This window comes from Rothia koreensis (genome assembly GCF_052232265.1).
In the GTDB taxonomy this organism is placed as follows: Bacteria; Actinomycetota; Actinomycetes; order Actinomycetales; family Micrococcaceae; genus Rothia; species Rothia koreensis.
This window is the reverse complement of sequence record NZ_CP197643.1, coordinates 2,264,746-2,289,877: the sequence shown is the minus strand read 5'-3', so window position 1 is coordinate 2,289,877 and position 25,132 is coordinate 2,264,746. Positions and strand designations below refer to the sequence as shown.

Annotated in this window: 20 protein-coding genes; 16 read left to right on the top strand and 4 right to left on the bottom strand. The window is 64.6% G+C overall.

Annotated features, from left to right (window positions below):
- Positions 1-100: 100 nt before the first annotated feature.
- Entirely contained in the window at positions 101-1,519 is a 1,419-nt protein-coding gene (locus ACTSLZ_RS10170) for a mycothione reductase (RefSeq protein WP_443094935.1), read from the top strand.
- A gap of 101 nt (positions 1,520-1,620) precedes the next feature.
- Here the strand turns inward: ACTSLZ_RS10170 and ACTSLZ_RS10165 are convergent, their stop codons facing one another.
- The gene (locus tag ACTSLZ_RS10165) at positions 1,621-3,456 is read right to left on the bottom strand and encodes an AMP-dependent synthetase/ligase (protein ID WP_129315346.1); all 1,836 of its coding nucleotides are present in this window, start codon (positions 3,454-3,456) and stop codon (positions 1,621-1,623) included.
- The gene (locus ACTSLZ_RS10160) at positions 3,453-4,310 is read right to left on the bottom strand and encodes an alpha/beta hydrolase (RefSeq protein ID WP_129315345.1); all 858 of its coding nucleotides are present in this window, start codon (positions 4,308-4,310) and stop codon (positions 3,453-3,455) included. Before ACTSLZ_RS10160 ends, ACTSLZ_RS10165 begins: the two co-directional genes overlap by 4 nt.
- Positions 4,311-4,453: 143 nt before the next feature.
- On the opposite strand from ACTSLZ_RS10160, the gene ACTSLZ_RS10155 reads away from it, so the two are divergent.
- Both ACTSLZ_RS10155 and ACTSLZ_RS10150 read left to right on the top strand, forming a co-directional pair.
- Positions 4,454-5,434 carry a 1-acyl-sn-glycerol-3-phosphate acyltransferase gene (locus tag ACTSLZ_RS10155; RefSeq protein ID WP_240896349.1) on the top strand — a complete coding sequence of 327 codons (981 nt, stop codon included), beginning with the start codon at positions 4,454-4,456 and terminating at the stop codon, positions 5,432-5,434.
- Between the two features lie 124 nt (positions 5,435-5,558).
- Complete coding sequence (locus ACTSLZ_RS10150; RefSeq protein WP_443094934.1) at positions 5,559-6,950, top strand: class II 3-deoxy-7-phosphoheptulonate synthase; 1,392 nt, start codon at positions 5,559-5,561, stop codon at positions 6,948-6,950.
- 89 nt (positions 6,951-7,039) lie between these two features.
- On the opposite strand, the gene ACTSLZ_RS10145 is transcribed toward ACTSLZ_RS10150, so the two are convergent.
- Positions 7,040-8,449, bottom strand: coding sequence for a protein kinase domain-containing protein (locus tag ACTSLZ_RS10145; RefSeq protein WP_443094933.1), 1,410 nt, complete (start codon positions 8,447-8,449; stop codon positions 7,040-7,042).
- A gap of 66 nt (positions 8,450-8,515) precedes the next feature.
- On the opposite strand from ACTSLZ_RS10145, the gene ACTSLZ_RS10140 reads away from it, so the two are divergent.
- Positions 8,516-8,884 carry an Rv2175c family DNA-binding protein gene (locus tag ACTSLZ_RS10140; RefSeq protein WP_321201051.1) on the top strand — a complete coding sequence of 123 codons (369 nt, stop codon included), beginning with the start codon at positions 8,516-8,518 and terminating at the stop codon, positions 8,882-8,884.
- 54 nt (positions 8,885-8,938) lie between these two features.
- Here the strand turns inward: ACTSLZ_RS10140 and ACTSLZ_RS10135 are convergent, their stop codons facing one another.
- Positions 8,939-10,078, bottom strand: a complete 1,140-nt coding sequence (locus tag ACTSLZ_RS10135) for a polyprenyl synthetase family protein (protein ID WP_443094932.1) — start codon at positions 10,076-10,078, stop codon at positions 8,939-8,941.
- 98 nt (positions 10,079-10,176) lie between these two features.
- Between ACTSLZ_RS10135 and dinB the strand changes: the two genes are divergently transcribed.
- The 12 genes from dinB (at position 10,177) to murG (ending at position 25,131) form a co-directional block, all read left to right on the top strand.
- Positions 10,177-11,478, top strand: a complete 1,302-nt coding sequence (gene dinB, locus ACTSLZ_RS10130; protein WP_443094931.1) for a DNA polymerase IV — start codon at positions 10,177-10,179, stop codon at positions 11,476-11,478.
- Between the two features lie 94 nt (positions 11,479-11,572).
- Complete coding sequence (locus ACTSLZ_RS10125; protein ID WP_443094930.1) at positions 11,573-11,968, top strand: DUF3040 domain-containing protein; 396 nt, start codon at positions 11,573-11,575, stop codon at positions 11,966-11,968.
- A 328-nt stretch (positions 11,969-12,296) separates the two neighbouring features.
- Entirely contained in the window at positions 12,297-12,728 is a 432-nt protein-coding gene (mraZ, locus tag ACTSLZ_RS10120; protein WP_129315338.1) for a division/cell wall cluster transcriptional repressor MraZ, read from the top strand.
- Positions 12,729-12,897: 169 nt separating this feature from the next.
- Positions 12,898-13,908: a 16S rRNA (cytosine(1402)-N(4))-methyltransferase RsmH gene (rsmH, locus tag ACTSLZ_RS10115; protein WP_321201261.1), complete on the top strand. Its 1,011-nt coding sequence runs from the start codon at positions 12,898-12,900 to the stop codon at positions 13,906-13,908.
- The gene (locus ACTSLZ_RS10110; protein WP_397556015.1) at positions 13,905-14,660 is read left to right on the top strand and encodes a hypothetical protein; all 756 of its coding nucleotides are present in this window, start codon (positions 13,905-13,907) and stop codon (positions 14,658-14,660) included. The genes rsmH and ACTSLZ_RS10110 overlap by 4 nt, the downstream gene beginning before the upstream one ends.
- Positions 14,661-14,867: 207 nt before the next feature.
- Entirely contained in the window at positions 14,868-16,718 is a 1,851-nt protein-coding gene (locus ACTSLZ_RS10105; protein ID WP_443094929.1) for a peptidoglycan D,D-transpeptidase FtsI family protein, read from the top strand.
- Positions 16,719-16,809: 91 nt separating this feature from the next.
- Complete coding sequence (locus ACTSLZ_RS10100; protein WP_129315336.1) at positions 16,810-18,510, top strand: UDP-N-acetylmuramoyl-L-alanyl-D-glutamate--2,6-diaminopimelate ligase; 1,701 nt, start codon at positions 16,810-16,812, stop codon at positions 18,508-18,510.
- Entirely contained in the window at positions 18,507-19,988 is a 1,482-nt protein-coding gene (locus tag ACTSLZ_RS10095) for a UDP-N-acetylmuramoyl-tripeptide--D-alanyl-D-alanine ligase (protein WP_443094928.1), read from the top strand. Before ACTSLZ_RS10100 ends, ACTSLZ_RS10095 begins: the two co-directional genes overlap by 4 nt.
- Positions 19,989-20,006: 18 nt before the next feature.
- Complete coding sequence (gene mraY, locus ACTSLZ_RS10090) at positions 20,007-21,128, top strand: phospho-N-acetylmuramoyl-pentapeptide-transferase (RefSeq protein ID WP_129315334.1); 1,122 nt, start codon at positions 20,007-20,009, stop codon at positions 21,126-21,128.
- On the top strand, positions 21,128-22,690 hold the full coding sequence (gene murD / locus ACTSLZ_RS10085) for a UDP-N-acetylmuramoyl-L-alanine--D-glutamate ligase (RefSeq protein ID WP_443094927.1): 1,563 nt from the start codon (positions 21,128-21,130) through the stop codon (positions 22,688-22,690). The genes mraY and murD overlap by 1 nt, the downstream gene beginning before the upstream one ends.
- Positions 22,687-23,946 carry a putative lipid II flippase FtsW gene (gene ftsW, locus ACTSLZ_RS10080; RefSeq protein WP_443094926.1) on the top strand — a complete coding sequence of 420 codons (1,260 nt, stop codon included), beginning with the start codon at positions 22,687-22,689 and terminating at the stop codon, positions 23,944-23,946. Before murD ends, ftsW begins: the two co-directional genes overlap by 4 nt.
- A 69-nt stretch (positions 23,947-24,015) precedes the next feature.
- Positions 24,016-25,131 carry an undecaprenyldiphospho-muramoylpentapeptide beta-N-acetylglucosaminyltransferase gene (gene murG / locus ACTSLZ_RS10075; RefSeq protein WP_443094925.1) on the top strand — a complete coding sequence of 372 codons (1,116 nt, stop codon included), beginning with the start codon at positions 24,016-24,018 and terminating at the stop codon, positions 25,129-25,131.
- Position 25,132 lies beyond the last annotated feature (1 nt).

Genomic DNA, 25,132 nt, shown 5'->3' with positions numbered 1-25,132 from the left:
CCGGGGCCCGGTGCGTTCGCATGGATGGAAGGCCTGGGGGCCTCGTGCTGACGCAGGCCCCGGAAATGACCGCTTGATAGTCGCACGAGAAGGAGCTGACGTGACCGAGACGCATGGGGTACATGACTACGACCTGATCGTGGTGGGGTCAGGATCGGGCAACAGCCTGATCGACGAGGAATGGCAGGACAAGAAGGTCGCGATCGTTGACGGCGGCGTCTTCGGTGGCACCTGCCTCAACAAGGGGTGCATCCCGACCAAGATGTTCGCCTACCCGGCCACGACCGCGGTCCACGGGCTCGACGACGACCGTCTGGGGGTCTCGATGGAGCGCACCGACGTCCGGTGGCGCGAGATCAGGGACCGCATTTTCGGGCGGATCGACGCCATTTCCGAGTCCGGTCTGGAGTACCGGAAAAAGCTCCCGAACGTGGATCTGTGGACCGAATTCGTCACCCTGCGCGACCCCCACACCGTAGAAACCGCCTCCGGTCAGCTTCTGCGCGGCCGACAGGTGGTTGTGGCGGCAGGATCACGGTCCGTGCTCCCGGACCTCCCGGGAATCGATCTCCCGGGCGTGCACACGTCGGACACGATCATGCGCATCGACGATCTTCCGCGACGGGTCGTGATCCTCGGCGGCGGATTCATCGCCGCGGAGTTCGCGGGCATTTTCCACGGGCTGGGTACCGAGGTCGTGCAGGTCAACCGGTCCCGTCGTCTCCTGCGAGACCACGACGAGGAGATCGCCGAGCGGTTTGCGCGGGAAGCCTCGCAGCAGTGGGACCTGCGGCTCGACACCACCATCTCCTCGATCGAGCAGGGGTCGGACGGTTTGGATGTGACCCTCGAATCGGGTGGCTCCTCCGAAACGCTCGCGGCCGACGTCGTCCTGGTCGCCACCGGGCGGGTCTCCAACGCGGACAGCCTGGACGCGGAGGGTGCCGGGCTGGACATTCGGGACGGGGTGCTCGCCGTGGACGAGTACCAGCGGGTGCTCTCATCCGGGGAACCCGTGGACGGCGTGTGGGCCTTGGGTGATGTCAGCTCCGTGACCCAACTGAAGCACCTGGCGAATGCCCAGGAACGCACCGTTCAGCACAACCTGCTCCACCCGGATGATCTGCGCAGCACGGATCAGCGGTATGTTCCGCACGCCGTCTTCACCAACCCCCAGATTGCCTCGGTGGGGATGAGCGAGAGCGACGCGAGGGATCTCGCGGCCGTCCAGGGGTTCGACGTCACCGTCAAGGTCCAGGACTTCGGCGACGTCGCCTACGGCTGGGCGATGGAGGACAGCCAAGGCTTCGTGAAGCTCGTGGCCCGAAAGGACACGGGGGAGCTCCTCGGCGCCCACATCATCGGCACCGAGGCGTCCATGCTGATCCAGCCTCTGATCCAGGCCATGAGCTTCGGGCTGACCGCCCACGAGATGGCTCGAGGACAGTTCTGGATCCACCCGGCGCTGACCGAGGTCGTCGAGAACGCGCTCCTCGGTCTGGAGGTCCCGGGCAACTGAGTCGTTCATGAGCCGAGCCGGCCGCGCCAGGCAGCGCGGGGCCGGCTCGGCTCATCGGGCCTTCGGCGGACCGGTCACCGCCCGATCGCGACCGCTGCGAGTCATGAGGGTTTGCCGGCCGTGTAAATGTCCTCCACGACGTCGGAGTAGTCCTTGAGGACCTGAGGCCTGCGGATCTTGAGCGACGGCGTCATGTGCCCGGATTCTTCCGTGAAGTCCTGGGCAATGATGCGGAACGCGCGGATTGATTCCGCGCGGGACACGTTCTCGTTCGTCCGATCGATGACATTCTGGATCTCGTCCTTGACCGCGTCCTCCTCGGCGGCCTGCTCCGGGGTGAGCCCGGGATCGAGGCCGAGACGTGGAAGCTCTCTTTCGAGCGACTCCGCATCCAAGGTCACCAGGGCCGAAATGAACGGCCTCTGATCACCGATGACGAGGCACTGAGAAATCAGCGGTGACTTGCGCAATTCGTCCTCGACCGCTCCCGGAATCACGTTCTTGCCCCCGGCGGTCACGATGATCTCCTTCTTGCGCCCGGTGATCTTGAGCATTCCGCGATCCGTCAGTTCTCCGACGTCCCCCGTGCGGAACCAGCCGTCCTCGGTGAAGCTCTGCCGGTTGGCCTCGGGATTGTTGTAGTAGGTATCGATCACTCCGACCCCGCGGCACAGAACCTCGCCGTCGTCGGCGATCTTGATCCCGATGCCCGGAAGCGGGGGACCGACGGTTCCGATCTGGAAGTCCTTGACCGTTCCGACAGAGGCCGGGGCGGTCGTCTCGGTCAGGCCATACCCTTCGAGGATCTTGATGCCGACCGCGTGGAAGAAATGCCCCAGATGCTGCCCGAGAGGGCCGCCCCCGGAGACGGCGAACTGGACACGTCCGCCCATCGCCGCGCGCAATTGCGAAAAGACCAACCGGTCGACCAGCGCGTATTTGGCCTTCAGGACCGGCGAGACCTTGCCCCCGGACATGAAGGCCTCCGACCACGCGACGCCGATCTTCTCGGCCGCGTCGAAGATTCTTCCCTTCAACGAGCCGGCGTCGTGGGCCTGGGCGCGGGCACCGTTGTAGATCTTCTCGAACACCCGAGGCACCACGAGGAGGAAGGTCGGGGCGAAACTCTTCAGATCGCTCGTGAGGTTCTTCAGATCCGGACTGTGGCCGACCACGACCCCGACGTCGATCGACAGCACGTGGATGTACCGAGCGAAGACGTGTGCCAATGGCAGGAACATCAGCGTCGAGTTCTCTTCGTTGGCGACCTCCGGAATCGCTTGCCGAGCCGAGGCGCACAGCTTGACGAAATTGGCGTGGGTCAGCACGCATCCCTTTGGCCTGCCGGTGGTTCCGGAGGTGTAAATGATGGTCGCCATGTCCTCGAGCCCGCTCGAGGTTCGCGCGGCTTCGAGAGTCTCGTCGTCCACATCGGATCCCAGCGCTCGCAGTGAGGCCAGCGAGGCCTTGTCCGAGTCCTTGGCATCGATCTGCCAGACATTCTCAACATCGAGGTCCTCGTGCTGAGTTGCTCGGCGAACCGCCGCCGCGTGCTGCCGCGATTCCACGATGACGGCCGTGGCCCCGGAGTCCCCGAGGTTCCAGGCCACCTGCGATGGGGACGAGGTCTCGTAGACCGGGACCGTCACGGCGCCGGCGTACATGATCGCGAAGTCCGCGACCGCCCATTCGTAGCGGGTGCGGGACATGATCCCGACCCGGTCCTTGGGCCGAATGCCCGCGGCGATGAGGCCTTTGGCCAGGGACACGACGTCCTGACGGAAGCGAGCGGCCGTGATCCCCTCCCACTGGCCCTCCGAGCGCTGGATCTTGAACAGGAGCTGATCCATCAGCTCGGGGAACTTGGACTCCAGCAGATCGGTCGTGTTCGAACGCGGATCGAACTGCTGATAGAGCTCAACCGTGGTTTCCTTCATGACGTCCTTTCTTTCGTTTCGAGAGTGGGGAGCGGTGACGAATCGTGGACAGGCAGGCGCAGACCGCACCGATCCAGGAATGCGAGGGAGCCCCGAAAGATCGTCGGGGCGTCGTGGTCGAGGGTTGCCACGTGGTAGCTCGAGGGCAGCGGAACGAGCTCGGGTTCGGGAACCAGATGCGTCATGAGGTACTCGTGGCTCGCGTCCGAGACCACGTGGTCCACGAGGGACCGGTAGATCTGCACGGGAGCGGTGACCGCGGGCAGGACTCGGCGGGTCTCCTTGAACAGTTCGTGCAGCTGCGCGGCGCCCCTCAGGGGCGCCTGGGGATAGGAGCCTTCCGTGACTCCGGGCTTCGCGATGTCGTCACCGACGCCGCGTATTTTCGGAATCGCGTAGGCCAGCCAACGGGCCCAGGCCATGCCTTTGACGGGATCGACGACGCCGGGGTTCACCAGAACGACAGCCTCGACGCTGCGCCTGGCAGCGAGGTGGAGCGCCAGCGCCCCTCCCATCGAGAGGCCCGCGACCGCTACCTTCTCCGCACGGGAGCGGAGATTCCAGTACGCCTCATCGACCGCTTGGGTCCACTCCCGCCACGTTCTCGTCGACATGTCGTGCACCGTCGTGCCATGTCCGGGGAGCAGCGGCATCTCGACGGCCAAGCCGGCCTCCGCGAAGTTCGCGGCCAACGGGCGGACGCTGTGCGGGGACCCCGTGAAGCCATGGAGTACCAGCACTCCGTCCGGGCCGCCGTCCCATTGGGCTGGTGACACGTCGACGTCGCCGGAATAGCCCCGGCCGGCGGGAGCGACGTCGCGCCGTTTCCCGAAGTGATCTGTGATGTGGCCCATAGAATCATTGTGTCACGTCATACAGAATCGAAGCCGCAACCGAATCGTGGGCAACATGCTCCGGAGCCGCTAGGCTCTTATACGTCACGCGGCGCAACCATGGCGTGCAGCAGCCACCCGAAAGGAAAACACCTGTGCTCTACATGTTCCTCAAGCGGTTCGTCGTCGGGCCATTGGTCAATGGAGTATTCCGCCCCGAGGCGGAAGGCTTGGAGAACATACCGGATCGCGGCGGTGCCATCCTGGCGTCCAACCACTTGTCCTTCGCGGACTCCGTGTTCCTGCCCGTGGCCGTTGACCGTCAGGTGTACTTCCTGGCCAAATCGGAATACTTCACCGGCCAGGGCCTCGTCGGACGTGCGACCGCAGCATTCTTCAAGGGAATCAACCAGATTCCCATGGACCGGTCCGGCGGGAACAAGTCCGCGAAGTCGTTGAGCCAGGCCGCGCAGACCCTGCGCGACGGAAAGCTCTTGGGAATCTATCCGGAAGGTACACGCTCACCCGATGGTCGGCTGTATCGTTCCAAAATCGGCGTCGCCCGGCTCGCGATCCAGACCGGGGTCCCGGTGATTCCTGTGGCCATGGTCAACACCGAGAAGGTCCAGCCGAAGGGGAGCAAGCTCCCGCGCCGGACGTCGCGCGACGGTCGTCGTATCGCGCCCGTCCGCACGATCATCGGGGAGCCCCTGGATTTCTCCCGATTTGCCGGTCGCGAGGCCGAACATTCCGTTCAGCGTGAGGTTGCGGACGAGATCATTCGAGCCATTCAGGAGTTGTCCGGGCAGGAGTACGTGGACCTGTATGCGTCCACGGTCAAGAACGCCATGGAGAAGCAGCGGGTGGCCGATGCGAAGGCCGCCGTGGCCGAGATCCTGGAGAACGCGAAGTCGCGGACTCAGGCCTCGGTCGATTCCGCCAGAGCGAGCGTGGAGACCGCGCGGGACAGGATCCAACCCGGCCTGGACCAGGCGCGCGAACGCATCCGCCCCGGTCTGGACCGCGTGGAGGACAAACTCCACGAGGCCAGGATGCGTGTTGAGGACGGCGTGAAGAAGGCGCAGAATCGACGCACCGGTTCGCACGGTTCCGCGGAGGACGACGCCGGCTCGTCGAAGCAGTGATCCCGGCCCACCGCGTGGGCGCACATGTGGCACCGGTCGCAGTACGGTCTGATTCCTCGTCTCGATATTCGACACAAATGTTCTGAGTGCGCACGTTTTGACGTGTGTCCGTAAACTGGTCGACATGGCAGAACAGAATCAGAATCCGCTCACCCCGTTCCGGAACCAGCCCGCTCCCGAGGCCAAGAATTATCCGGGACTGGACGAGTGGCGCGAGTTGTCTGCCGACCAGCAGCCGAACTGGGCCGACCACCCCGATTTCGGCACGGTGGTCTCGGAGCTCGAGTCCGTGCCCCCGCTCGTGTTCGCGGGTGAAGTGGACCAGATGCGGCAGCGTCTGGCGGACGTCGCCGAAGGAAAAGCGTTCTTCCTCACGGGAGGGGATTGCGCTGAAACCTTCCTGGACGCGACGGCCGACAAAATCAGCGCCAGGGTCCGTACTCTGCTTCAGATGGCCGTGGTTCTCACCTACGGGGCCTCCATGCCCGTGGTCAAGATGGGGCGCATGGCGGGACAGTTCTCCAAGCCGCGTTCTTCCGACAGCGAGACACGCGGGGACGTCACGTTGCCTTCGTTCCGTGGCGAAATGGTCAATGGCTTCGACTTCACCGAGGAATCGCGGCGACACGACCCGAATCGCATGTTGCGCGGTTACCACACATCCGCATCGACGCTGAACCTGATTCGGGCCTTCACGACCGGTGGTTTCGCGGATCTCCGCCTCGTCCACGAGTGGAACAAGGGGTTCGTGTCCAACCCGGCCAACGCTCGGTACGAGTCCCTGGCGCGAGAAATCGATCGCGCGATCCGTTTCATGGACGCGTGCGGCGCGGACTTCGAGGCGATCAAGGGGACCGAGTTCTACGCGGGCCACGAGGCCCTGCTCCTGGACTACGAGCGCGCCCTGACGCGCATCGATTCACGAACGCATCTTCCGTACGGGACGAGCGGTCACTTCCTGTGGGTCGGGGAGCGCACCCGCGACCTGGAAGATGCCCACGTGAACTTCCTGTCCAAGGTCCACAACCCTGTCGGCGTCAAGCTCGGGCCGACGACGGACGTCGACGACGTCCTCCGTCTCATCGATACCCTGGACCCCGAGCGTCGCCCGGGGCGTCTGACCTTCATCACCCGCATGGGTGCGTCGAAGATCCGCGAGAGCCTGCCCCCGATCGTTGAGGGCGTCCGGGACTCTGGGGCGAAGGTCGTCTGGGTCACCGACCCCATGCACGGCAACACGATCTCGGTGCCTTCGGGGTACAAGACCCGTCGGTTCAATGACGTGGTGGATGAGGTTCGCGGATTCTTCGAGGTCCACGAGGCCCTCGGCACCGTTCCCGGCGGAATCCACGTGGAGATGACAGGCGACGACGTCGCCGAGTGCCTCGGAGGATCGGATGCCGTGGACGAGACGGCTTTCGCCGACCACTATGAGACATTGTGCGATCCGAGGCTCAACCACATGCAGTCGCTCGAGGTCGCCTTCCTGGTTGCCGAGTACCTCTCGAAGCGGTAGTTGCATCGGGGCGACGTCGCCCGGTCATGGTGCACACCGGGGCAGGCGGGTCCGGCTCGCCCGCTGGGCCCGCCCGCCTGTTTCGTGAGCTAGGCGGGCGGAGCCTGAATGGTGAATGCCGCGGCCCCGACGGACGGGTCGGAGGACCCCTGGGACAGAAAAGTCACCCCGGCCAGCCAGCCGAGGTACGCGACCATGCAAGCCGCCAGGACGAAGATGAGCAACCATACCCAGGCCCGATACGGCTCGGTCGAGCCGAGGACATGGGTCGGTACCGCGGGGTCCTGCTGGGCACCGGGATCTGCCCCGGAAGCCACCGACCCCGCCGCGTGCGCGGACGACGGGCCGGCCGGCTCATCGGCCACGGCTCCTTCGGGAAGCACCCGGGTGGCATCGTCCAGAGACCTCCGCGCATGCACGCTCGTGGTGTCCGGGCCTGACGGCTCGTCGGCGTCGTCAGCGGTCCGTGCCTCGTCCTCCGACGCAGCGGAGGGTGCCTCGTGTTCGCCCTGCGACGAGCCCGGGGGACCGCCGTGAGCGAAAGGCGCCAATTGCATGGCGTTCGTGTGGCTCGCGGTCTCCAAGCCGCTGAAGAGGTCGGAAGCGTCGTCTCGATAGCCGGGCGGACGGCGATCCAGGGCCTCGTCCGAGAACCGTTGAAGCAGATGCTCGAGCTCGCCCTGGAGTGCATCCGCATCCTGAGGTCTTGCCTCCGGATCCTTGGCGCAGCACCAGGCGATGACCTCCGCGATCTCGGGGTCGACGTCGGGGAACCTCTGGCGCAGGTCGGGCATGGGGTCGTCGACGTGAGCCATGGACACGGCGTAGGGGGAGTCGCCTCGGAAGGGCGGGACGCCGGTGAGCATCTCGTAGAGGATGATTCCCACGGAGTATATGTCGGCAGGTTTGCCCGCGGGCTGCCGCCGAACGAGTTCTGGGGCGATGTAATTGGCCGATCCCACCAGGCTCAAGGTGGCCGATTCGGCTTGGACGTGGCGCGTCAGGCCGAAATCCGTGACCTTGACCGAACCCTCCGGGGAGGTGAGCACGTTTTCGGGCTTGACGTCCCTGTGCACGAGTCCCGTCCGGTGCGCCGCGGCCAGGCCCTGGCTCAGTGGCCGCAGAACGCGAAGCGCTTCCCGAACGGTCATCGGAGACCGACGCTTGATCAGGTCGCGCAGTGTGGCCCCGTCCACGAGTTCCATGACGAGATAGACCACCGGTTCGGACGCGGATTCGTCCACGCCCTGGTCCCACACGGAGACAACGTGGGGATCCGAGATGGCCGCGGCGGCCTGGGCCTCGCGGACGAATCGTTCCCGCGTGTCCGGTGCCGCACCCACGGATTCCTTGAGCACCTTGATCGCCACGGGGCGGGCGAGTCGGGTGTCCTGGGCACGGTAGACGACTCCCATCCCGCCGCGCGCGATGAGGTCGCCGAGGAGATATCTGCCCTCGAGTCTCCGGCCGGTCAAAGGCCCCGGTGCAGTCCTTTTCATTGAACCGATTCTAGGGGATCGCCGGGGGATGAGGAGCGAGGGGCCATACTGGTTTAGCCTGGAGACGTGAATTCCAACGAAAACATTGCCGAGCTGTTCGACCTCGTGGGGGAATGGACGACCATCCCCGAGATCGCCGAGACCCTGGACGTCAAGGTCACACGAGTCCACACCCTGATCACCGAAGGACAGCTGATTGCCGTCCGAGACCAGGAGGGAGTTCGCCGGGTGCCCGCGTTGTTCATGCGCGAGGACGGCGTCCTGGATTCCCTCAAGGGCACCCTGACCGTGCTGAAGGATTCGGGGTTCGACGACGAAGAAGCGATCCGGTGGCTGTACACGCAGGACGAGTCCCTCCCCGGACGGCCCATCGATGCATTGCACGAGGGAAAGAAGACCGAGATCCGACGGAGGGCGCAGGCACTGGCCTGGTGAGCCGCTCGACCGCGGCAGTCCCTCCGGTCCCTGGCCCGGGGGACTGCCGCGGGGTCACGAGGACCGGTGCAAGGCCCTGGAGGCCACATCCTCCAGCGCCCCGATGATCGACGGTTCCGTATCGATCTTCCGCAACGCGGCCTGGACCTGTCTCTCGGTGGTCCGGATGATGCTCTCGGCCTCGGCCAGGGCTCCCGTGTCTCGAATGATGTCCACCATCGCCTCCACCGTCTTTTCGTCCATGTCGGGATGCCCGAGGTGGCTCTCCAAGAATGCGGCCTGCTCTTCCGTGGCGGTTCTTTCCGCGAGAGCGATCAGTACGGTGCGCTTGCCCTCACGCAGGTCGTCACCCGCCGGCTTCCCGGTGACCTCTGGTTCCCCGAAGACGCCGAGGACGTCGTCCCGAAGCTGGAAGGCTTCCCCCAGGGGGAGCCCGAAGTCCGAGAGGCCCTTCAGAAGCGTCTCCTCCGCCCCGGCCAGAGCGGCTCCGAGGGTCAGGGGATGTTCGCAGGAGTACTTGGCCGATTTGTACCGAATCACCGTGGACGCCCGATGGATGGCTTCCTCCGGGTCTTCCGTCCCCATGACTTCGGAAAGGCCGTCGAGGTACTGGCCGGCCATGACTTCGGTTCGCATGATGTCGAATATGCGACGGGCACGACCAGTGGAAGCTTGCTGGCTGCCGATCGACGCGAAGACTGCCTCGGAGAAGGACAGGCAAAGGTCCCCGGCGACGATCCCGCCCATCACTCCGAACTCCTCCTCATTGAGGGACCAGCCCTCGTCCCGATGCATCGCCTCGAAGGCGCGGTGCACGGAAGGACGTCCGCGACGGGTGTCCGAGTGGTCGATGATGTCGTCATGAATCAGCGCTGCCGACTGGAAGAGTTCGATGGCTGCTCCGGCAAGGACGACCTCGGGAGCGCGAGCGGAACCTCCCGCGGCCCGCCATCCCCAGTACGCGAGAAGCGCTCTCATGCGTTTGCCGCCGGAGCACAGCGTCTCGATATGATCCACCAGTGGCATGGCCTCCGGAGAGATCTCGAGCATCACCAAGCGCTGCCTGGTCAGAAAATCCGTGATGGCTTCGTCGACCAATTCGATGTAACGCTTCTCGGCTTCCGCCCGGTCCGCGCGCGCGGCGTCCGGGGGAGGGTTCGTGGATGCGTGAGGCTTGGGTCCGGAATCATTCACGGCGGCGGTTCCTGACTTCCTGCAAGCGATGCGAGCAGGAATAGTAGGGGCGGAGAGCACGTTCCACTTTACTGGTCGGATGCGCGATGGGAGGAGCAGTGCCGAGACAGAGGGAGAGTTCCCGCGACCGCGTCATCATGCACGTGGACATGGATGCGTTCTTCGTGGGCGTGGAGCTGCTGACCCGGCCCGAACTCGTGGGGCGACAGGTCGTCGTCGCCGGATCCGGGCCCAGATCCGTGGTGCTCTCCGCGTCCTACGAGGCGCGGGCCCTGGGCGTCGGATCTGCGATGCCCACGACGAAGGCCCGACAACTGGCCCCTCATGCGGTGTACATCGATCCCTCCCACGGCCAATACCGAAAGTATTCGCAGAAGATCATGGAGATCCTGGGATCGGTGACCGACCAGCTCGAACAAGTCAGCGTGGACGAGGCCTTTCTGGATGTCACCGGAGCAATCCGGCGGTTGGGGCCTCCGGTGGGGATCGCACGGGATATCCGCCGCAGGATCACCGAAGAAACCGGGCTGGTCGCTTCGATCGGCATTTCGAGCAACAAGTTTTTGGCCAAGATGGCCTCGACCGGGTCCAAACCGGATGGACTGTGGCTGGTGCCCGGGTCCATGGCCGAGCAGTTTCTCGCTCCGCTGCCGGTTCGAAAGCTCTGGGGCGTTGGCGAAAAAACGGCGCGGATCCTCCACGACGCCGGGTTCGATACGGTCGGGGCGGTTCAGGAGGCGCCGTACTCCCTCCTCCAGCGCCGCTTGGGCAAAGCTGCGGGCTCCCACTTGTACGAACTGTGCCGGGGCATCGATGAGCGCCCCGTGGTCACTGAGCGGGTCGAGAAGTCCATGGGTGCGGAGCACACCTTCAGCTACGACACCGACGACGTACGCGAGATCAAGTCCGCGTTGCTCCAACTCAGTCACGATGTGGCCAGAAGAATCAGGGCCGCGGAGAGACGTGCCTACGGTGTGGCCATCAAGGTCCGCGACGAAAACTTTCACACCGTGAGTCGGGCACGAGCTCTCGAGCAGGGGGCCACCACGGGACGTGAAGTCTATGAGGCTGCCGCCAGGCTCTTCGACGACCTCGGGCCGCTTCCGTGCAGGATCCGGCTGGTCGGGGTCAGAGCGGAAAGGTTCGATGCCCACGACGCCGGTCGGCAGCTGTCGCTGTGGGACCAAGCGTCGGAGGACACGTTCGTGCACGAAGCAGAGTGGGGGCAGGCCGAATCCACCATGGACCTGATCTGGGCAAAATTCGGGCCCAGCGGTCTTCGTCCGGCGACGCTCTTGGAAGGCACCATTTCCCCTCGCTACGAAAGGAAGCAGGAAAAAGTGGATGGGTCCCGGACCAGTGATGGGCAGGAGAGCGAGGAAGGGCCTTCTCGGCAGTGAAATTGTGCGCCAGAAGCACTATTCTTAATGGACGGATGGAACACGGTGGTCCCAACCGTTTCGACATCCCCCATCCCGGGAAGAGGAGATGACCATGCCACTGTCCGAACACGAGCAGAAGCTTCTCGAGCAGCTGGAGCAACAGCTGAACGCGGAGGATCCCAAGTTCGCTCGATCGATGGATTCCGAAGGCTCGTCGTCGCGCGCTTCGGGTGGAGTGTCCGTGCGTTATCTGGTGCTCGGCATCGTCGTCGCGATCGTTGGCCTGGCCGTTGTCTTGGCCGGGGTAGCCACCAAACTCATCGTCCTGGGGGTCGTCGGATTCCTGTTGATGGGATTCGGCGTCTACATGGCCACGAGCAAGGGATCCTCCCGCAAGGGGAGGGGAGGGGAGAAGAGCCGCGGCGGCCGCCCCACTTCTCCCCAGAACCAATCCACTCTGATACAGAAACTTGAGAAAAAATGGGAGGAGCGCGGGGGCCTGAGCTAAGTCCTCCACATTCCGCCCCACTTTCCTCCACGAGGGCGAAGGGCCGATACCTGGAAACGGTATCGGCCCTTTTTCGTGCCCGAATCGGCTGCAATCCGGGGCGGTTCGAAGCGCCGGCATATTTTCCTCCACCACGCTCCACCCCCGGAAACTCGCGGAATTCTGGGGCTGATCTGCGGAAAGAGGGAACGAATGGGGGCGAAGGTGTTGCGTGTGGAGGGAAGTGGAGTAAAGTGGGGCAAGCAGGGGAGGCAAGGGTGGTTCCTTATCTTCCCTCGCATCCGAAACGGCGGATGCACGGAATGCAACCAGGGGAGGCGGTGGCGAGATGTTCCTCGGAACGTATTCGCCCCGTCTCGATGACAAAGGGCGACTGATCCTCCCCGCCAAATTCCGGGACGAGCTCTCGGAGGGTTTGGTTCTGACCAGGGGGCAGGAAAGGTGCCTGTACGTCTTCAGCGAGGCGGAATTCGAGCGGGTGCACGAACAGATGCGCCAGGCGCCGATTTCGTCGAAGCAGGCCCGGGACTACATTCGCGTGTTCCTCTCCGGCGCTTCGGATGAAGTCCCCGACAAGCAGGGGCGGGTCACCATCCCGCCGTCGCTTCGGGGGTACGCAGGACTTGAGAAAGAGCTCGCCGTGATTGGCGCCGGGACCAGGGCTGAGATTTGGGACGCTCAGGCTTGGGACGAGTACCTGCAGGAGAAGGAATCGGAATTCTCCGCGACCGACGAAGAAGTCATTCCCGGTCTGATGTGACCTCTGGTATGTGGTCTCCAGCCGGCAGTTCGGAATCGTCCTGGCTCAACTTCCCCTGAGCCAGGCCGAATGAGGGCCGAACTTGTTTGGATGGGGATCAGGTATCAGAGCTCTGCATCGCCGTGGGATGTCACGCAGCGAAAGCCAACGACCGGGCGTTGGCCGGACCATGGAACGGAGGCCCTGGGTGCACGCAGAGACCTCAGCCGGTATGCGTCCGGCCCATGAGCGCCATGTGCCGGTTCTGCTCGAGCGCTGCATCGGCCTCCTGGAACCCGCACTGCAGGGATCATCCCCGATCGTCGTCGACGCGACGTTGGGTATGGGCGGGCACACCGAGAATCTCCTGGACAGGTTCCCGCGACTGACCGTGATCGGAATCGACCGTGACCCACAGGCGCATGCGCTCGCCGCCCAGCGTCTGAAGCGCTTCGGCAGTCGGTTCGTGCCGGTCCAGGCCGTCTACGACGAGATTTCGGAAGTCCTGTCTACGCGAGGAATTCCGAGCGTGGACGGGGTCCTCTTCGATCTGGGCGTCTCCTCCTTGCAATTGGACGAGAGGGAGAGGGGCTTCGCGTATTCGTACGATGCGCCCCTGGACATGCGCATGAATGCGAGCGATGCGCTGACCGCTGAAATCATCGTTAACGAATATGACGAAAACGACCTCCGGCGCATCCTGAGGAATTGGGGCGAGGAGAAATTCGCCGGTCGAATCGCCAAAGCTCTGGTTGAGGTTCGCCAAGAACGCCGAATTGCCACGACCGGTGAGTTGGTCAGCATCCTCCAGAAAGCCATTCCAGCCGCCGCGCAACGCAATTCGGGGCATCCCGCCAAGCGCACTTTTCAAGCGCTCCGCATTGAAGTTAACGGTGAGCTTGAGACTCTCGAACGGGCCGTCCCCGATGCACTGAATTCTCTCAGTGTTGGCGGCCGTGTCGTAGCCGTGAGCTATCACTCACTTGAGGACAAAATTGTGAAACGAGCCGTGGCGGCGTTGGCCGTATCCAAGGCTCCCAAAGGTTTTCCGGTCGAGTTGGAAGAGCATCAGCCCGAAGTCAAGGTCTTGACACGAGGCGCCGAAGGTCCAACCGACCAAGAAGTTGACAGCAACCCGCGTGCGGCATCCGCGAAACTGCGTGCCGCCGAACGTATCCGTGAATCAAGGACGGCAGCATGAGTGCAGAACCGCAGTACACAGACTCGGAAACCGAGAACGGTGTACCCGCCGCCCTCCATCTGAGCGCGGTCAAGGAGCGTCGCAACCTTCGCGTCGTCGGCGACGCAGAGATCCAGGACGAGCAGCATGAGCTCGCCGAGGCCGCGGAACCCCGCCGTCGCAAGCCACTGGCCGTGCAGCCGGTCGCTCGTCGGCGTCGTCGGCTGTCCATGGTGGTCGCGACCATCCTGGGTGTCTGCGTCACGCTGGGCGTGGTTCTGCTGCTGAACATCTCGATGTCGTCCAATCAGTACGACCTGGTGCAGCTGCGGGACCAGGAGCGCAGCCTCTCCGAGGAGAACCAGAAGATCAGCCAGGAGAATGAGTACCACCAGGCACCGCAGAACCTGGCCATCAGGGCCTCGCAGCTCGGCATGGTCTCCGCCTCCGACCAGGCCCAACTGGACCTGAAGAACTCGACCGTCTCCGGGACGCCGACTCCCGCCGAAAAGGCACCGTCGGATCCGGAAGAGGCCAAGAAGAACGGCCAGACCAACCTCATCGATCCGCCCAAGGGCAGCGACACGGATGCTGCCAAGGATGCCAAGAAGCAGAAGAAGCAGGCCGAAGAGGAACAGAAGAAGCAGCAGGACAAGGACAAGAAGGACTCCGATTCCACGAAGGACGAGGGATCCTCCACCTCCGACCAGCAGGCGAACAACGGTGGAAACCAGGGCGGCAACGGCCAGAACGCGAACCACGGCAACGGCTGACCCACGGGGACACCCGCACCACGGCCGTGGCGGAGCATACAGGCCCACGTAATGCCGTATCGTCCGTGCCAGGCTTTAGACTGATAACTTCCGCCACGACGGCACGTCATGTACCGGACGCGCCGGTCACCGTGAAGTGAGGCGCGAGCCAACCACCCGTTGCGACGTTTCCCCCGGTCGGCAGGCCCGGGGCAGGAAGAGGAGTCAGTGGATTCTACGGAGGATCGGCCGGGCGACCCCAGCCAAGAGGGTCCCCGCGATGGGCGCTACGCCGAAGGGGATCACGATCCCCAGACGGGAGAGGCGCAGGGAATCCTGCGGCGCAGCTTCATCGGCATCTCGGCGTTTTTGGCCATGCTCGCGCTTCTGGTCGGGCGCCTCTTCTATGTCCAGGCCATCGATCCCACGGGCCGCGCGAAGAAAGCCCTCGACGATCGACGCCGCACCCAGAAGATCCCGGCCCTGCGTGGCGAAATCCACGACACCGAGGGCAATGTCCTGGCCCGGTCCATCCAACGCTACAAAATCACCGCCGACCAGACCGCGGTGGCTCCGGTCAAGCGGTTCACCAAGGACAAGAAGCAGGAAGAGCTCAGTGTCCAGGACGTCGTCTACAAATTGGCCGACATCCTCAAGAAGTCCGACAACGAGGTCAAGGAAAGCCTCGACGGGGACAGCAAGTACGCCGTCGTCGCCGAAGAGGTGACGCCTGATGTCTACAACGCGATCATGGACATCGGCGCGGACTACATTTACGGTGAGCCGGTATCAAAGCGCAGTTATCCCGACGGATCCATCGGTGGATCCGTGGTGGGCTTCCTGAATTCCGATGGCGCCGCGGGTGGCATAGAACTCCAATTCGACAAGGACCTCACGGGCAAGGACGGCGAACGAGTCTACGAAATCAGCGCGGACGGCATCCGCATTCCGGTGGGCGAGGACATCAACCAGCCCGCCGAAGACGGCAAGACCGTTCGGCTGACCATCAATCGGGACATCCAGTACTTCGCACAGCAGCAGGTCAAGGCCCGAGCCGACGAACTGAAGGCGGAATGGGGGACCGCGGTCGTTATGCGGATCAAGGACGCCTCGATCCTCGCCCTGGCCGATTCGTCGATGATCGACCCCAATAATTACGAGGACGCCGACTCCGGCGACTTCGCCGCGAGAGCGGTCAGCGCAGCGACGGAGCCGGGATCGACCGAGAAGATCCTCACGACGTCGGCCGTCCTCGAGGAAGGCCTGTCCACGCCGACCTCAGGATTCGACGTTCCGGCCGAGCTGCACATCGACGGGCAGACGTTCACCGATGCCTTCGACCACGGCGCCGAGAAGAGAACTCTGACCGGTATTATTGCGGACTCGATGAACACGGGAACCGTGCTCGCGGGCAAGCAACTGGACAAGGACCAGCGACACGATTGGCTCAAGAAGTTCGGTGTGGGTTCCCTCACCGGTATCGAGCTGCCGGGCGAGAGCCGAGGTATTCTGACCCCCGCCAAGGAATGGGACGAACGCCAGCAGTACACGGTCCTCTTCGGGCAGGGCGTGTCCCAGACTCCACTGCAGACCATGATGGCCTACCAGGCCGTCGCCAACGACGGAGTCCAGCTCAAGCCCCGAATCATCGATGCGGTGGTCGACAAGGACGGCAAGGAAGACAAGCATCCCGTCTCCGAGGGCAAGAGGATCATCTCCAAGAAGACCTCCCAGCAGGTCAAGGACATTATGGAGACGGTCGTCACCGAAGGCGGAGCCAAGGAGGCCGCGGTCGAGGGGTGGCGCGTCGGCGGCAAGACCGGTACCGCCGAGGCCCCGGCGGACAAGGGCGGCGGCTATGACGGGTATACGACGTCGTTCATCGGCGTCGCCCCCATCGACGACCCGCAGTACCTGGTCGGTATCGTGCTCCAACGACCCCAGGGCGAGGTGACCGCCATTGGGTGCACCACGGTGTTCTCCAAGATCATGGAGAAGGTCCTGCAGTACTACAAGGTTCCGCACTCGACCTCGAAGCCCGTCGAGATACCGAAGTTCACGGACGGCGACCATGAATAGAACGCGATACTAAGCTATTGCTCGGGGGAGCGCCCGGCGCAACCCCCCACGAATCACACACAACCCGCACGGAAGAGAAGGATCGCACCCCATGCCCCTTGAGGATGAGCCAACGGAGAGTGGTTCCGGTATCGGAAGTACCGGTCTGGAGGGGACCGCACAGAGCTTGCGTCCGCAGTCCGTTGTCCCTCGGAGCCTGCGAGAGCTGACCGACGCGATCGGCGCTCAGGGTCACACAGTTCGGACTGAGGGAACCCTTGGGGTGACCGCGACCGGTATCAGCATGGACTCCCGCGAAGTGCAGCCGGGCGACCTGTACGTGGCCCTTCCGGGGGCGAACGCGCACGGAGCCGACTTCGTCGAGGGCGCGACACACCGGGGCGCGGTCGCCGTGCTGACGGATGAGGCCGGGCTGTCGACCGTCCGGGCGCTGGGGCTTCAGCTCCCGGTCCTCGTCGTCGATCGGGTCCGCGACGTCGTCGGGCCCCTGGCTGCCCTGATGTACGCGAGCCAGCCGTCCTCGCCCGAGGTCCAGCGCCTGTTCGCCGTGACCGGCACCAACGGCAAGACGACCACCACGTACATGATCAACGCGATCATGGCGGCTCTCGGGCACACCACCGGTCTCATCGGGACCATCGAAATCCTCGCCGGGGGCCGAGCGATCCCCAGCCAGCTGACCACCCCCGAGTCCACACACGTCCATTCGCTCGTGTCGGTCATGAGGGAACACGGGATCACGTCCGCCTCGATGGAGGTCTCTTCCCACGCGCTGGACTACAAGCGGGTGGACGGGCTCGTGTACGACGTCGCCGGATTCACCAACCTGACCCAGGACCATCTCGATCTCCACGGCACCATGGACGCCTATGCTTCTTCGAAGGCCCAGCTGTTCACACCGTCCCACTCCCGCCGCAATGTCATTACGGTCGACGACGCCTGGGGGCGTGCCATGGCCGACAGGGCCCGGAGCGCCCAGGGAGAAGAAGCCGTGGTCACCCTCTGGACCGACTACGGGCGAGGAGGCGAACAACCTGCCGACCAGGAGCCCGCCGACTGGGCGCTCACGGCCGTCCGACCGCACGGCATTGGTCACGACTTCGTGCTCACGCATCGCGACGGGCGGGAACTTCGGGCAACGACCGGTCTGCCGGCCGACTTCAACGTCTCCAATGCCGCCCTCGCGGTGGCCATGATCGCAGAGTCGGGGGTCGACGACCGCGCCCTCCGCGACGTGCTGTCCCACCCGGAATCCCTGACGCCGTTGGTCCCGGGACGGATGCAGGTCATTTCCCAGGAGCCGGTGGCGATTGTCGATTTCGCCCACAACGCCGATGCGCTCGAGCGAGCACTGGGCGCGGTGGATCCTGGCAGCGACAGTTCGGGCAAGGTCATTATTGTCTTCGGGGCCACGGGGCAGCGCGACCAGACCAAGCGCCCCATGATGGGTGCGGTCGCTGCCCGCAACGCGGACGTGGTGATCGTGACCGACGACGACCCCCACAACGAGGCACCGGGCCCCATTCGCGACGCGGTGGCGGCCGGCGCGCGAGAGGCTGTCGAAGCCGGTGCTCGGGCCGGAACGGTTGAGAACGTAGCCCCCAGGGCGAGAGCCATCGAGCGCGCCGTGGAACTGGCCGGACCCGAGGACTCGATCCTCGTCGCGGGCCGCGGTCATGAAGTCAGTCAGGACATCGCCGGGGTGGACAACGCTCTCGACGATCGTGAGGAATTGCGGAGTGCGCTTCGCACGTGGCAGGCGCGGCGACACGCCGCAGGAGGAAACCGATGATCGAACTGTCAGCACGAGAAATCGCCGAGGCCGTCCAGGGCACCCTGGTCGGGCTCGAAGAGGGTGCAGAGGATTCGGTGCGGTGCACCTCCGCCACCACCGACTCGCGCGAGGTCGTCGAAGGAACCCTGTTCATCGCCAAGCCGGGAGAGACCACGGACGGCCACCGGTTCATCGGCACCGCGCGGGAGGCCGGTTCCCCGCTCGCCCTCGCCGAACGGGAGATTCGCGACGACGAAGGCCGGGTCCTTCCCAGCGTGATCGTTCCGGAGGTGGTCGAGGCCATGGGCCGACTCGCCCACGAGATCGTCCGGCGTCTCAAGTCCGAGGGCGAAGTGACGGTGCTCGGTATCACCGGGTCGGCGGGCAAGACGACCACGAAGGACCTGCTCCGGGGCATCTTCAGCGAACACGGTCCCACCGTGGCACCCGTCGGCTCCTACAACGGCGAGGTCGGCGTTCCGTTGACCGTCTTCCGCGCAGACTGGGACACCCAGTATCTCGTGATCGAGATGGGGGCCAACCACGTCGGGAACATCCGATACCTCTGCGACATCGTGAACCCCGATTTCGGGGCCATCCTCAAAGTCGGTACCGCCCACGCGGGTGAATTCGGCGGCGTCGAGAACATCGCGATCACCAAGTCGGAGTTGGCCGACGGCGTCGTGCCGACCGGCGGCGTCGCGCTCAATCTCGACGATCCGAGGGTTGCTGCCATGGAGAACAAGGCCACGGCCGAGGTGACCTGGTTCGGGGTCGAAGGACGCCACGTCCGGGACATCGAGGCGCCCGTGGTCCGCGCCTCGGAGCTGAGGACCGACCACAGCGGCTGTCCCCAGTTCAGACTCACGTTCCCCGAGGGGGACACGTACGAGGTCGCGTCCAAACTCATCGGCGAACACCACGTGTACAACCTCTTGGCGGCCGCGACCCTTGCGCACGATGCGGGGATTCCGACGGGGGACATCGCCCGAGCCCTCAGCGAGCTGGGGGCGGCCAGCCGGTACCGCATGGAACGCACCGATCGGTCCGACGGCGTGACCGTGATCAACGACGCCTACAATGCGAATCCCGAGTCGATGGCCGCGGCACTCCGGACGTTGGCCCAGATGGGGCGCGATGCCGAACCGCCACGGCGCACCTGGGCTGTGCTCGGCGCCATGCTCGAACTGGGCGACGCCTCGCGCGAGGAACACGATAAACTCGGGCGGGACGTCGTTCGCCTGAACATCCCCAAACTGATCGCCATCGGCCAGGAAGCGGCGCCGATCTTCAACGCCGCCCATCTGGAGGGTTCCTGGGGAGAAGAAGCCGTGTGGGTCGAGACGACCGAGCAAGCATTCGACATTCTCCGACGCGACCTGCGAGAAGGCGACATTGCCCTCTTCAAGTCCTCCAGAGATGCCGGCTTGCTCCACTTGGGGGATAGAGTTGCTCAGGACCGAACCGACGACCCGACCGAACCCGAAACACGGTAGAAAGGCACAAAGTACCGCATGATCTCCATTCTGCTGGCGGCGGCCTTTGGCCTGATCCTCTCGCTCGTCGGAACGCCGCTGTTCACCAAATTGTTGGTCAGGCAGCAGTACGGCCAATTCATTCGTGAGGACGGCCCCACGAGCCACCAGACGAAGCGCGGCACGCCGACTATGGGCGGCGTCGTCATCATTGTCGCGACCCTCCTGGCGTTCTTCCTCTCCTTGGCCATCAACGGCCTCGTGTTCGGGGGAAACCCCGTTCCGTCGGTGTCCGCCCTGCTTCTGTTGTTCCTGATGATCGGCATGGCCGGCGTCGGGTTCATCGACGACTTCAAGAAGATCGCTCGGAAGCAGTCCCTCGGCCTGACGCCCAAGGGGAAAATCGTGCTGCAGGGGACGGTGGGGATCATCTTCGGTGTCCTCGCCCTGACGATTCCCAACGAGAACGGATGGACGCCGGCCTCGACCCACATTTCCTTCACGAGGGACATCCCTTGGCTGGATCTCTCCTTCGGCCTCCCGATCCTGGGCATCATTCTGTTCGTGGTGTGGGCAAACCTCATCTCGACGGCGACCACCAACGCCGTGAACCTCACCGACGGGCTCGACGGCCTCGCCACGGGCGCATCGATCCTGGTCTTCTCCGGGTATCTCATGATCTCGATGTGGCAGGCCAATCACCTGTGCGAATCCGTCTCACCCGGTGCCGTTTGTTACGAGGTGCGCGATCCCGCCCAGCTGTCCGTGGTCGCCGCGGCGCTCGTGGGCGCGCTGATCGGCTTCCTCTGGTGGAACACGTCTCCCGCGACGATCTTCATGGGCGACACGGGATCCCTGGGACTCGGCGGGGCCCTTGCGGCGTTCGCCATGCTGACCCGGACCGAGATCCTCCTGGTCCTGTTGGCCGGTCTTTTCGTGATGATCTCGGCATCCGTGATCATCCAGGTCGGATACTTCAAGATCTCGGGAGGAAAGCGCGTGTTCAAGATGGCACCGCTGCAGCACCACTTCGAGCTCAAGGGCTGGAAGGAAGTCACCGTGGTGGTTCGCTTCTGGATCATTGCCGGCCTCTTCGTCGCCCTTGCCCTGGGGGTCTTCTACGGTGACTGGCTCATCAGTCATGGAGGTGTGACGCTCTGATGCGATCGACCCAAGAGAACCCGGACGTCGGCAACCCTCGCCTCGAGTCCCTGACGACCTGGGACTCCGACTGGGCCGGCCTGCGAGTCGTGGTCGCCGGGATCGGGGTGTCAGGTTTCGCGGCCGCGGATACGCTGATCGAACTCGGTGCGCGTGTCGTCGTCGTCGACGGCAAGGACACCGAGGAGAACCGCTACAAGCGCCAGACCCTCGAGATCGTTGGCGCGGCGGACGTCACGCTCGGCGACGGCGCGATGGACGCATTGCCCGACGTCGAGGGGCAGCGTCCGGACCTCGTCGTGACTTCACCGGGCCTGCGCCCGAGCCTCGGAATCCTGGCCCAGGCCGCGCGCGAAGGCATCCAAATCTGGGGTGAGGTCGAGTTGGCCTGGAGGCTGCGCCGACGCGAAGGCAGGAAGACCGCCGAATGGGTGTGCGTGACGGGGACCAACGGCAAGACGACGACGGTCGGAATGACGGAATCCATACTGCAGGCGGCCGGGCTCAAGGCCATCGCCGTCGGCAATGTCGGCACGCCCATCCTGGACGCGCTTCGTGACCCGGTCGAGTACGAGGTCTTCGCCGTGGAGCTGTCGAGCTACCAATTGCACTGGTCCTCATCGCTCGAACCCTTGGCCTCCGTGGTCCTCAACATTGCGGAGGACCACATCGATTGGCACGGCAGCTACGAGAACTACCAGGCGGACAAGGCCAGGATCTACGAGAACACCAAAGTCGCCTGCGTCTACAACGCCTCCGCACCCCTCACCGAGAAGATGGTCGAGGACGCGGACGTGCAGGAGGGGTGCCGGGCGGTGTCCTTCACGACCGACACGCCGTACTTGTCCCAGCTCGGGGTCGTGGACGGTCTGCTGGTCGACCGAGCCTTCGTGGAGGAACGGCGGAGTTCCGCGGCCGAACTCGCCTCGGTCCAGGACACGGGCGAATTGCCGACCAGACACACCGTGGAGAACGCTCTGGCCGCGGCGGCGCTCGCCCGTGCGGCCGGCGTGGAGGCCGTCGCCGTGCGCGACGGCCTGCGTTCGTACGAACCCGGGGCACACCGGATTCAGCCTGTCGCCACCACGCACGGCGTTCTCTGGGTCAATGATTCCAAGGCCACGAACCCTCACGCCGCGGACGCTTCGCTTGCGTCCTTCTCTCCGGTGATCTGGATCGCCGGAGGCCTGTCGAAGGGCGTCGCCTATGACGAACTCGTCGAGAAGCACGCGGACCGGCTCAAAGGCGTCGTGCTGATCGGCACCGATACGGAATCACTGCTCCGAGCGCTGGACCGCCATGCGCCGGACGTTCCGGTGCTCCGTGCCGCCGAGGGAATCTCGGCACCCGTCGAGGACGGCCGGGCCGTCATGGCCCAGGCCGTGCGTCTCGGACACGAGCTGTCCGAACCCGGTGACACGGTGCTCATGGCTCCCGCGGCGGCGTCGATGGACCAGTTCACGACCTACGCCGAACGCGGCAACGCTTTCATCGAATCGGTGACCGAGCTCGTAGAAAGCATCCAGGACCACGACCCCGACGAAGGCGACCGCTCCTCATGAGTACCGCAGCCCCGGAACAACCGCGGAACCGCCGCAAGGACACCCTGTGGACCCGACTCGCCGAGGGCTACCGGCACGTGACCAGGCCCCTCTACCGCTGGGTGGCCACGGGGTCGATGACGAGCGCGTCGGTGGGTATCGCGGTCTCCTCGATCGGTCTGACGATCCTCGGGTGCATGATGGTGCTCTCGGCGTCGTCGGTCGAGCAGCTCAGCCACGGTCAGTCCCCGTACGGCCTGTTCCTGAGGCAGGGTCTCTTCGCGCTGACAGGCATCGTCGCGATGTTCGTGGCCAGCCGGATCAGGATCTCCGTCTGGAAGAACCGGAAGCTGACGTATTGGCTGATGGGTATCTCGCTGTTCATGCTTCTGCTGGTGCTTTCCCCCTTGGGCAAGGAGGTCAACGGAAACAGGAACTGGCTGGGCCTCGGACCGCTGAGCTTCCAGCCTTCGGAGATCGCCAAGTTCTCCCTGCTTCTCTGGGTCGTCTGGTCACTGGCCAAGTCCACGCGCGTCGCCACCAGTGCCCGAGAAGCACTGCTGCCCTCGTGCCTTGGTTTTCTCGGTGTCTGCGGGCTGGTGATCGTCGGTGGTGACGCCGGTACGTGCATCGTCTTCGCTCTGATCTACGCCAGTGCGTTGTGGTTCGCCCGCGCTCCGCGCAAGATTTTCACCCGGTCCCTGCTGATCGGTGCGGCGCTGATGGTCCTGATCGTCGTCGCTCGCCCGCACCGCCTGTCCCGCGTCATCACCTGGCTGTTCCCCTCGACCTGCACGCAGGGGCAGGAGTGCTACCAGGCCAACTCGGGCATGGCGGCGCTGGCCACGGGCTCCTGGTGGGGAGAAGGCCTGGGACAGTCCCGGCAGAAGTACAGCTACCTGCCCGAGGCGCACAACGACTACATCATCGCGATCCTCGGTGAGGAGCTCGGATTCATCGGTACCTGCGTGGTGATCGCTCTGTTCACCGTCCTGGCGCTCTGCCTGGCACGCATCATCCTCCGGTCGAGCGACCGCTTCGTCCGGTTGGCCGCCGCGGGACTCATGGCGTGGTTCGTCGGCGAGACCTTCGTCAATATCGGCATGGTCACCGGGTTGCTTCCCGTCATCGGCATTCCGTTGCCGTTCATCTCGTACGGAGGTACATCATTGATGATGTCCTTATTCGCCTCCGGGTTCGCGATGTCGTTGACCAAGACGCCCACGCACCCGGCTATGAGCCTCACATCCCTCGACCCCGACGCACACGTAAACTAGGGACCGCTCGCAGGGCCCCGATTCAGGGGAGGACTGACAGACCATTCGACCATTGGGAGAGACGAGACCATGACCAAGCCACTGTCCGTAGTCGTTGCGGGAGGCGGAACCGCGGGGCACATCTCTCCGATGCTCGCCATCGCCAACGCCGTCAGGGAGATGGAGCCCGAATCCCGCATCGTCGCGGTCGGGACGGCGTCGGGTATGGAAACCCGTCTGGTCCCGGAGGCAGGGTATGACCTCGAATTCGTCGATCGAGTGCCCATGCCGCGGAAGCCCACGGTGGATCTGCTCAAACTTCCGGTCAGACTGCGTCGCGCCGTGAACCAAGGTCGCGAGATTCTGCGACGCAATGACGCCGACGTCGTGGTCGGTGTCGGCGGGTACGTGTGCACGCCCATGTATCTGGCGGCCGCCCAGGAGAAAATCCCAGTCGTGATCCACGAGGCCAATCAGCGTCCAGGTCTGGCCAACAAGGTCGGTGCGCGTCGGGCGGCGGTCGTGGCCACGGCCTTCGAAGGGACCCCGATTCCTCACGGTCAATACGTGGGCATGCCGATGCGTCCGCAGATCTCCGGTTGCGACCGGGCCGCCGAGCGCGCGGGTGCCCGGCAGCTCCTCTCGCTCCAGGAGGATGTGCCGACCATCATCGTCACCGGCGGATCGCTGGGCGCCCAGAACATGAACCGAACGATCTCCGACGTCGTCGGGCGGCCCGAGTGGCAAGAGTCCGGCGTCCAGATGCTTCACATCACCGGTCGGGGGAAACAGCTTCGCGGTGCGGACGGGGCGCCCCTCGAGGCCCCGGGGTACCATCAGGTCGAATACATCGACGGCATGGAGAACGTCTATGCCGCCTGCGACCTCTTGGTGGCCCGTTCCGGAGCCGCGACCGTCAGCGAGGTCGCCGCAGTCGGATGCCCGGCTGTTTTCGTGCCGCTGCCGATCGGCAACGGCGAACAATCCCTCAACGCCAAGGACCTGGTCGATTCCGGGGCCGGCCTCATGGTCGAGGACAAGAAATTCACGGCCGACTGGTTCGTCGACAACGTGCTGCCCACGGTGACCGACCAGGAGCGTTTGGACCGAATGTCCTCGAACGGTTACCGTCACGGTATTCGGGATGCTGCACAGCACATGGCCCGATTGATCGCACAATCGGCGCGACACGAAGGGAGCGCCTGAG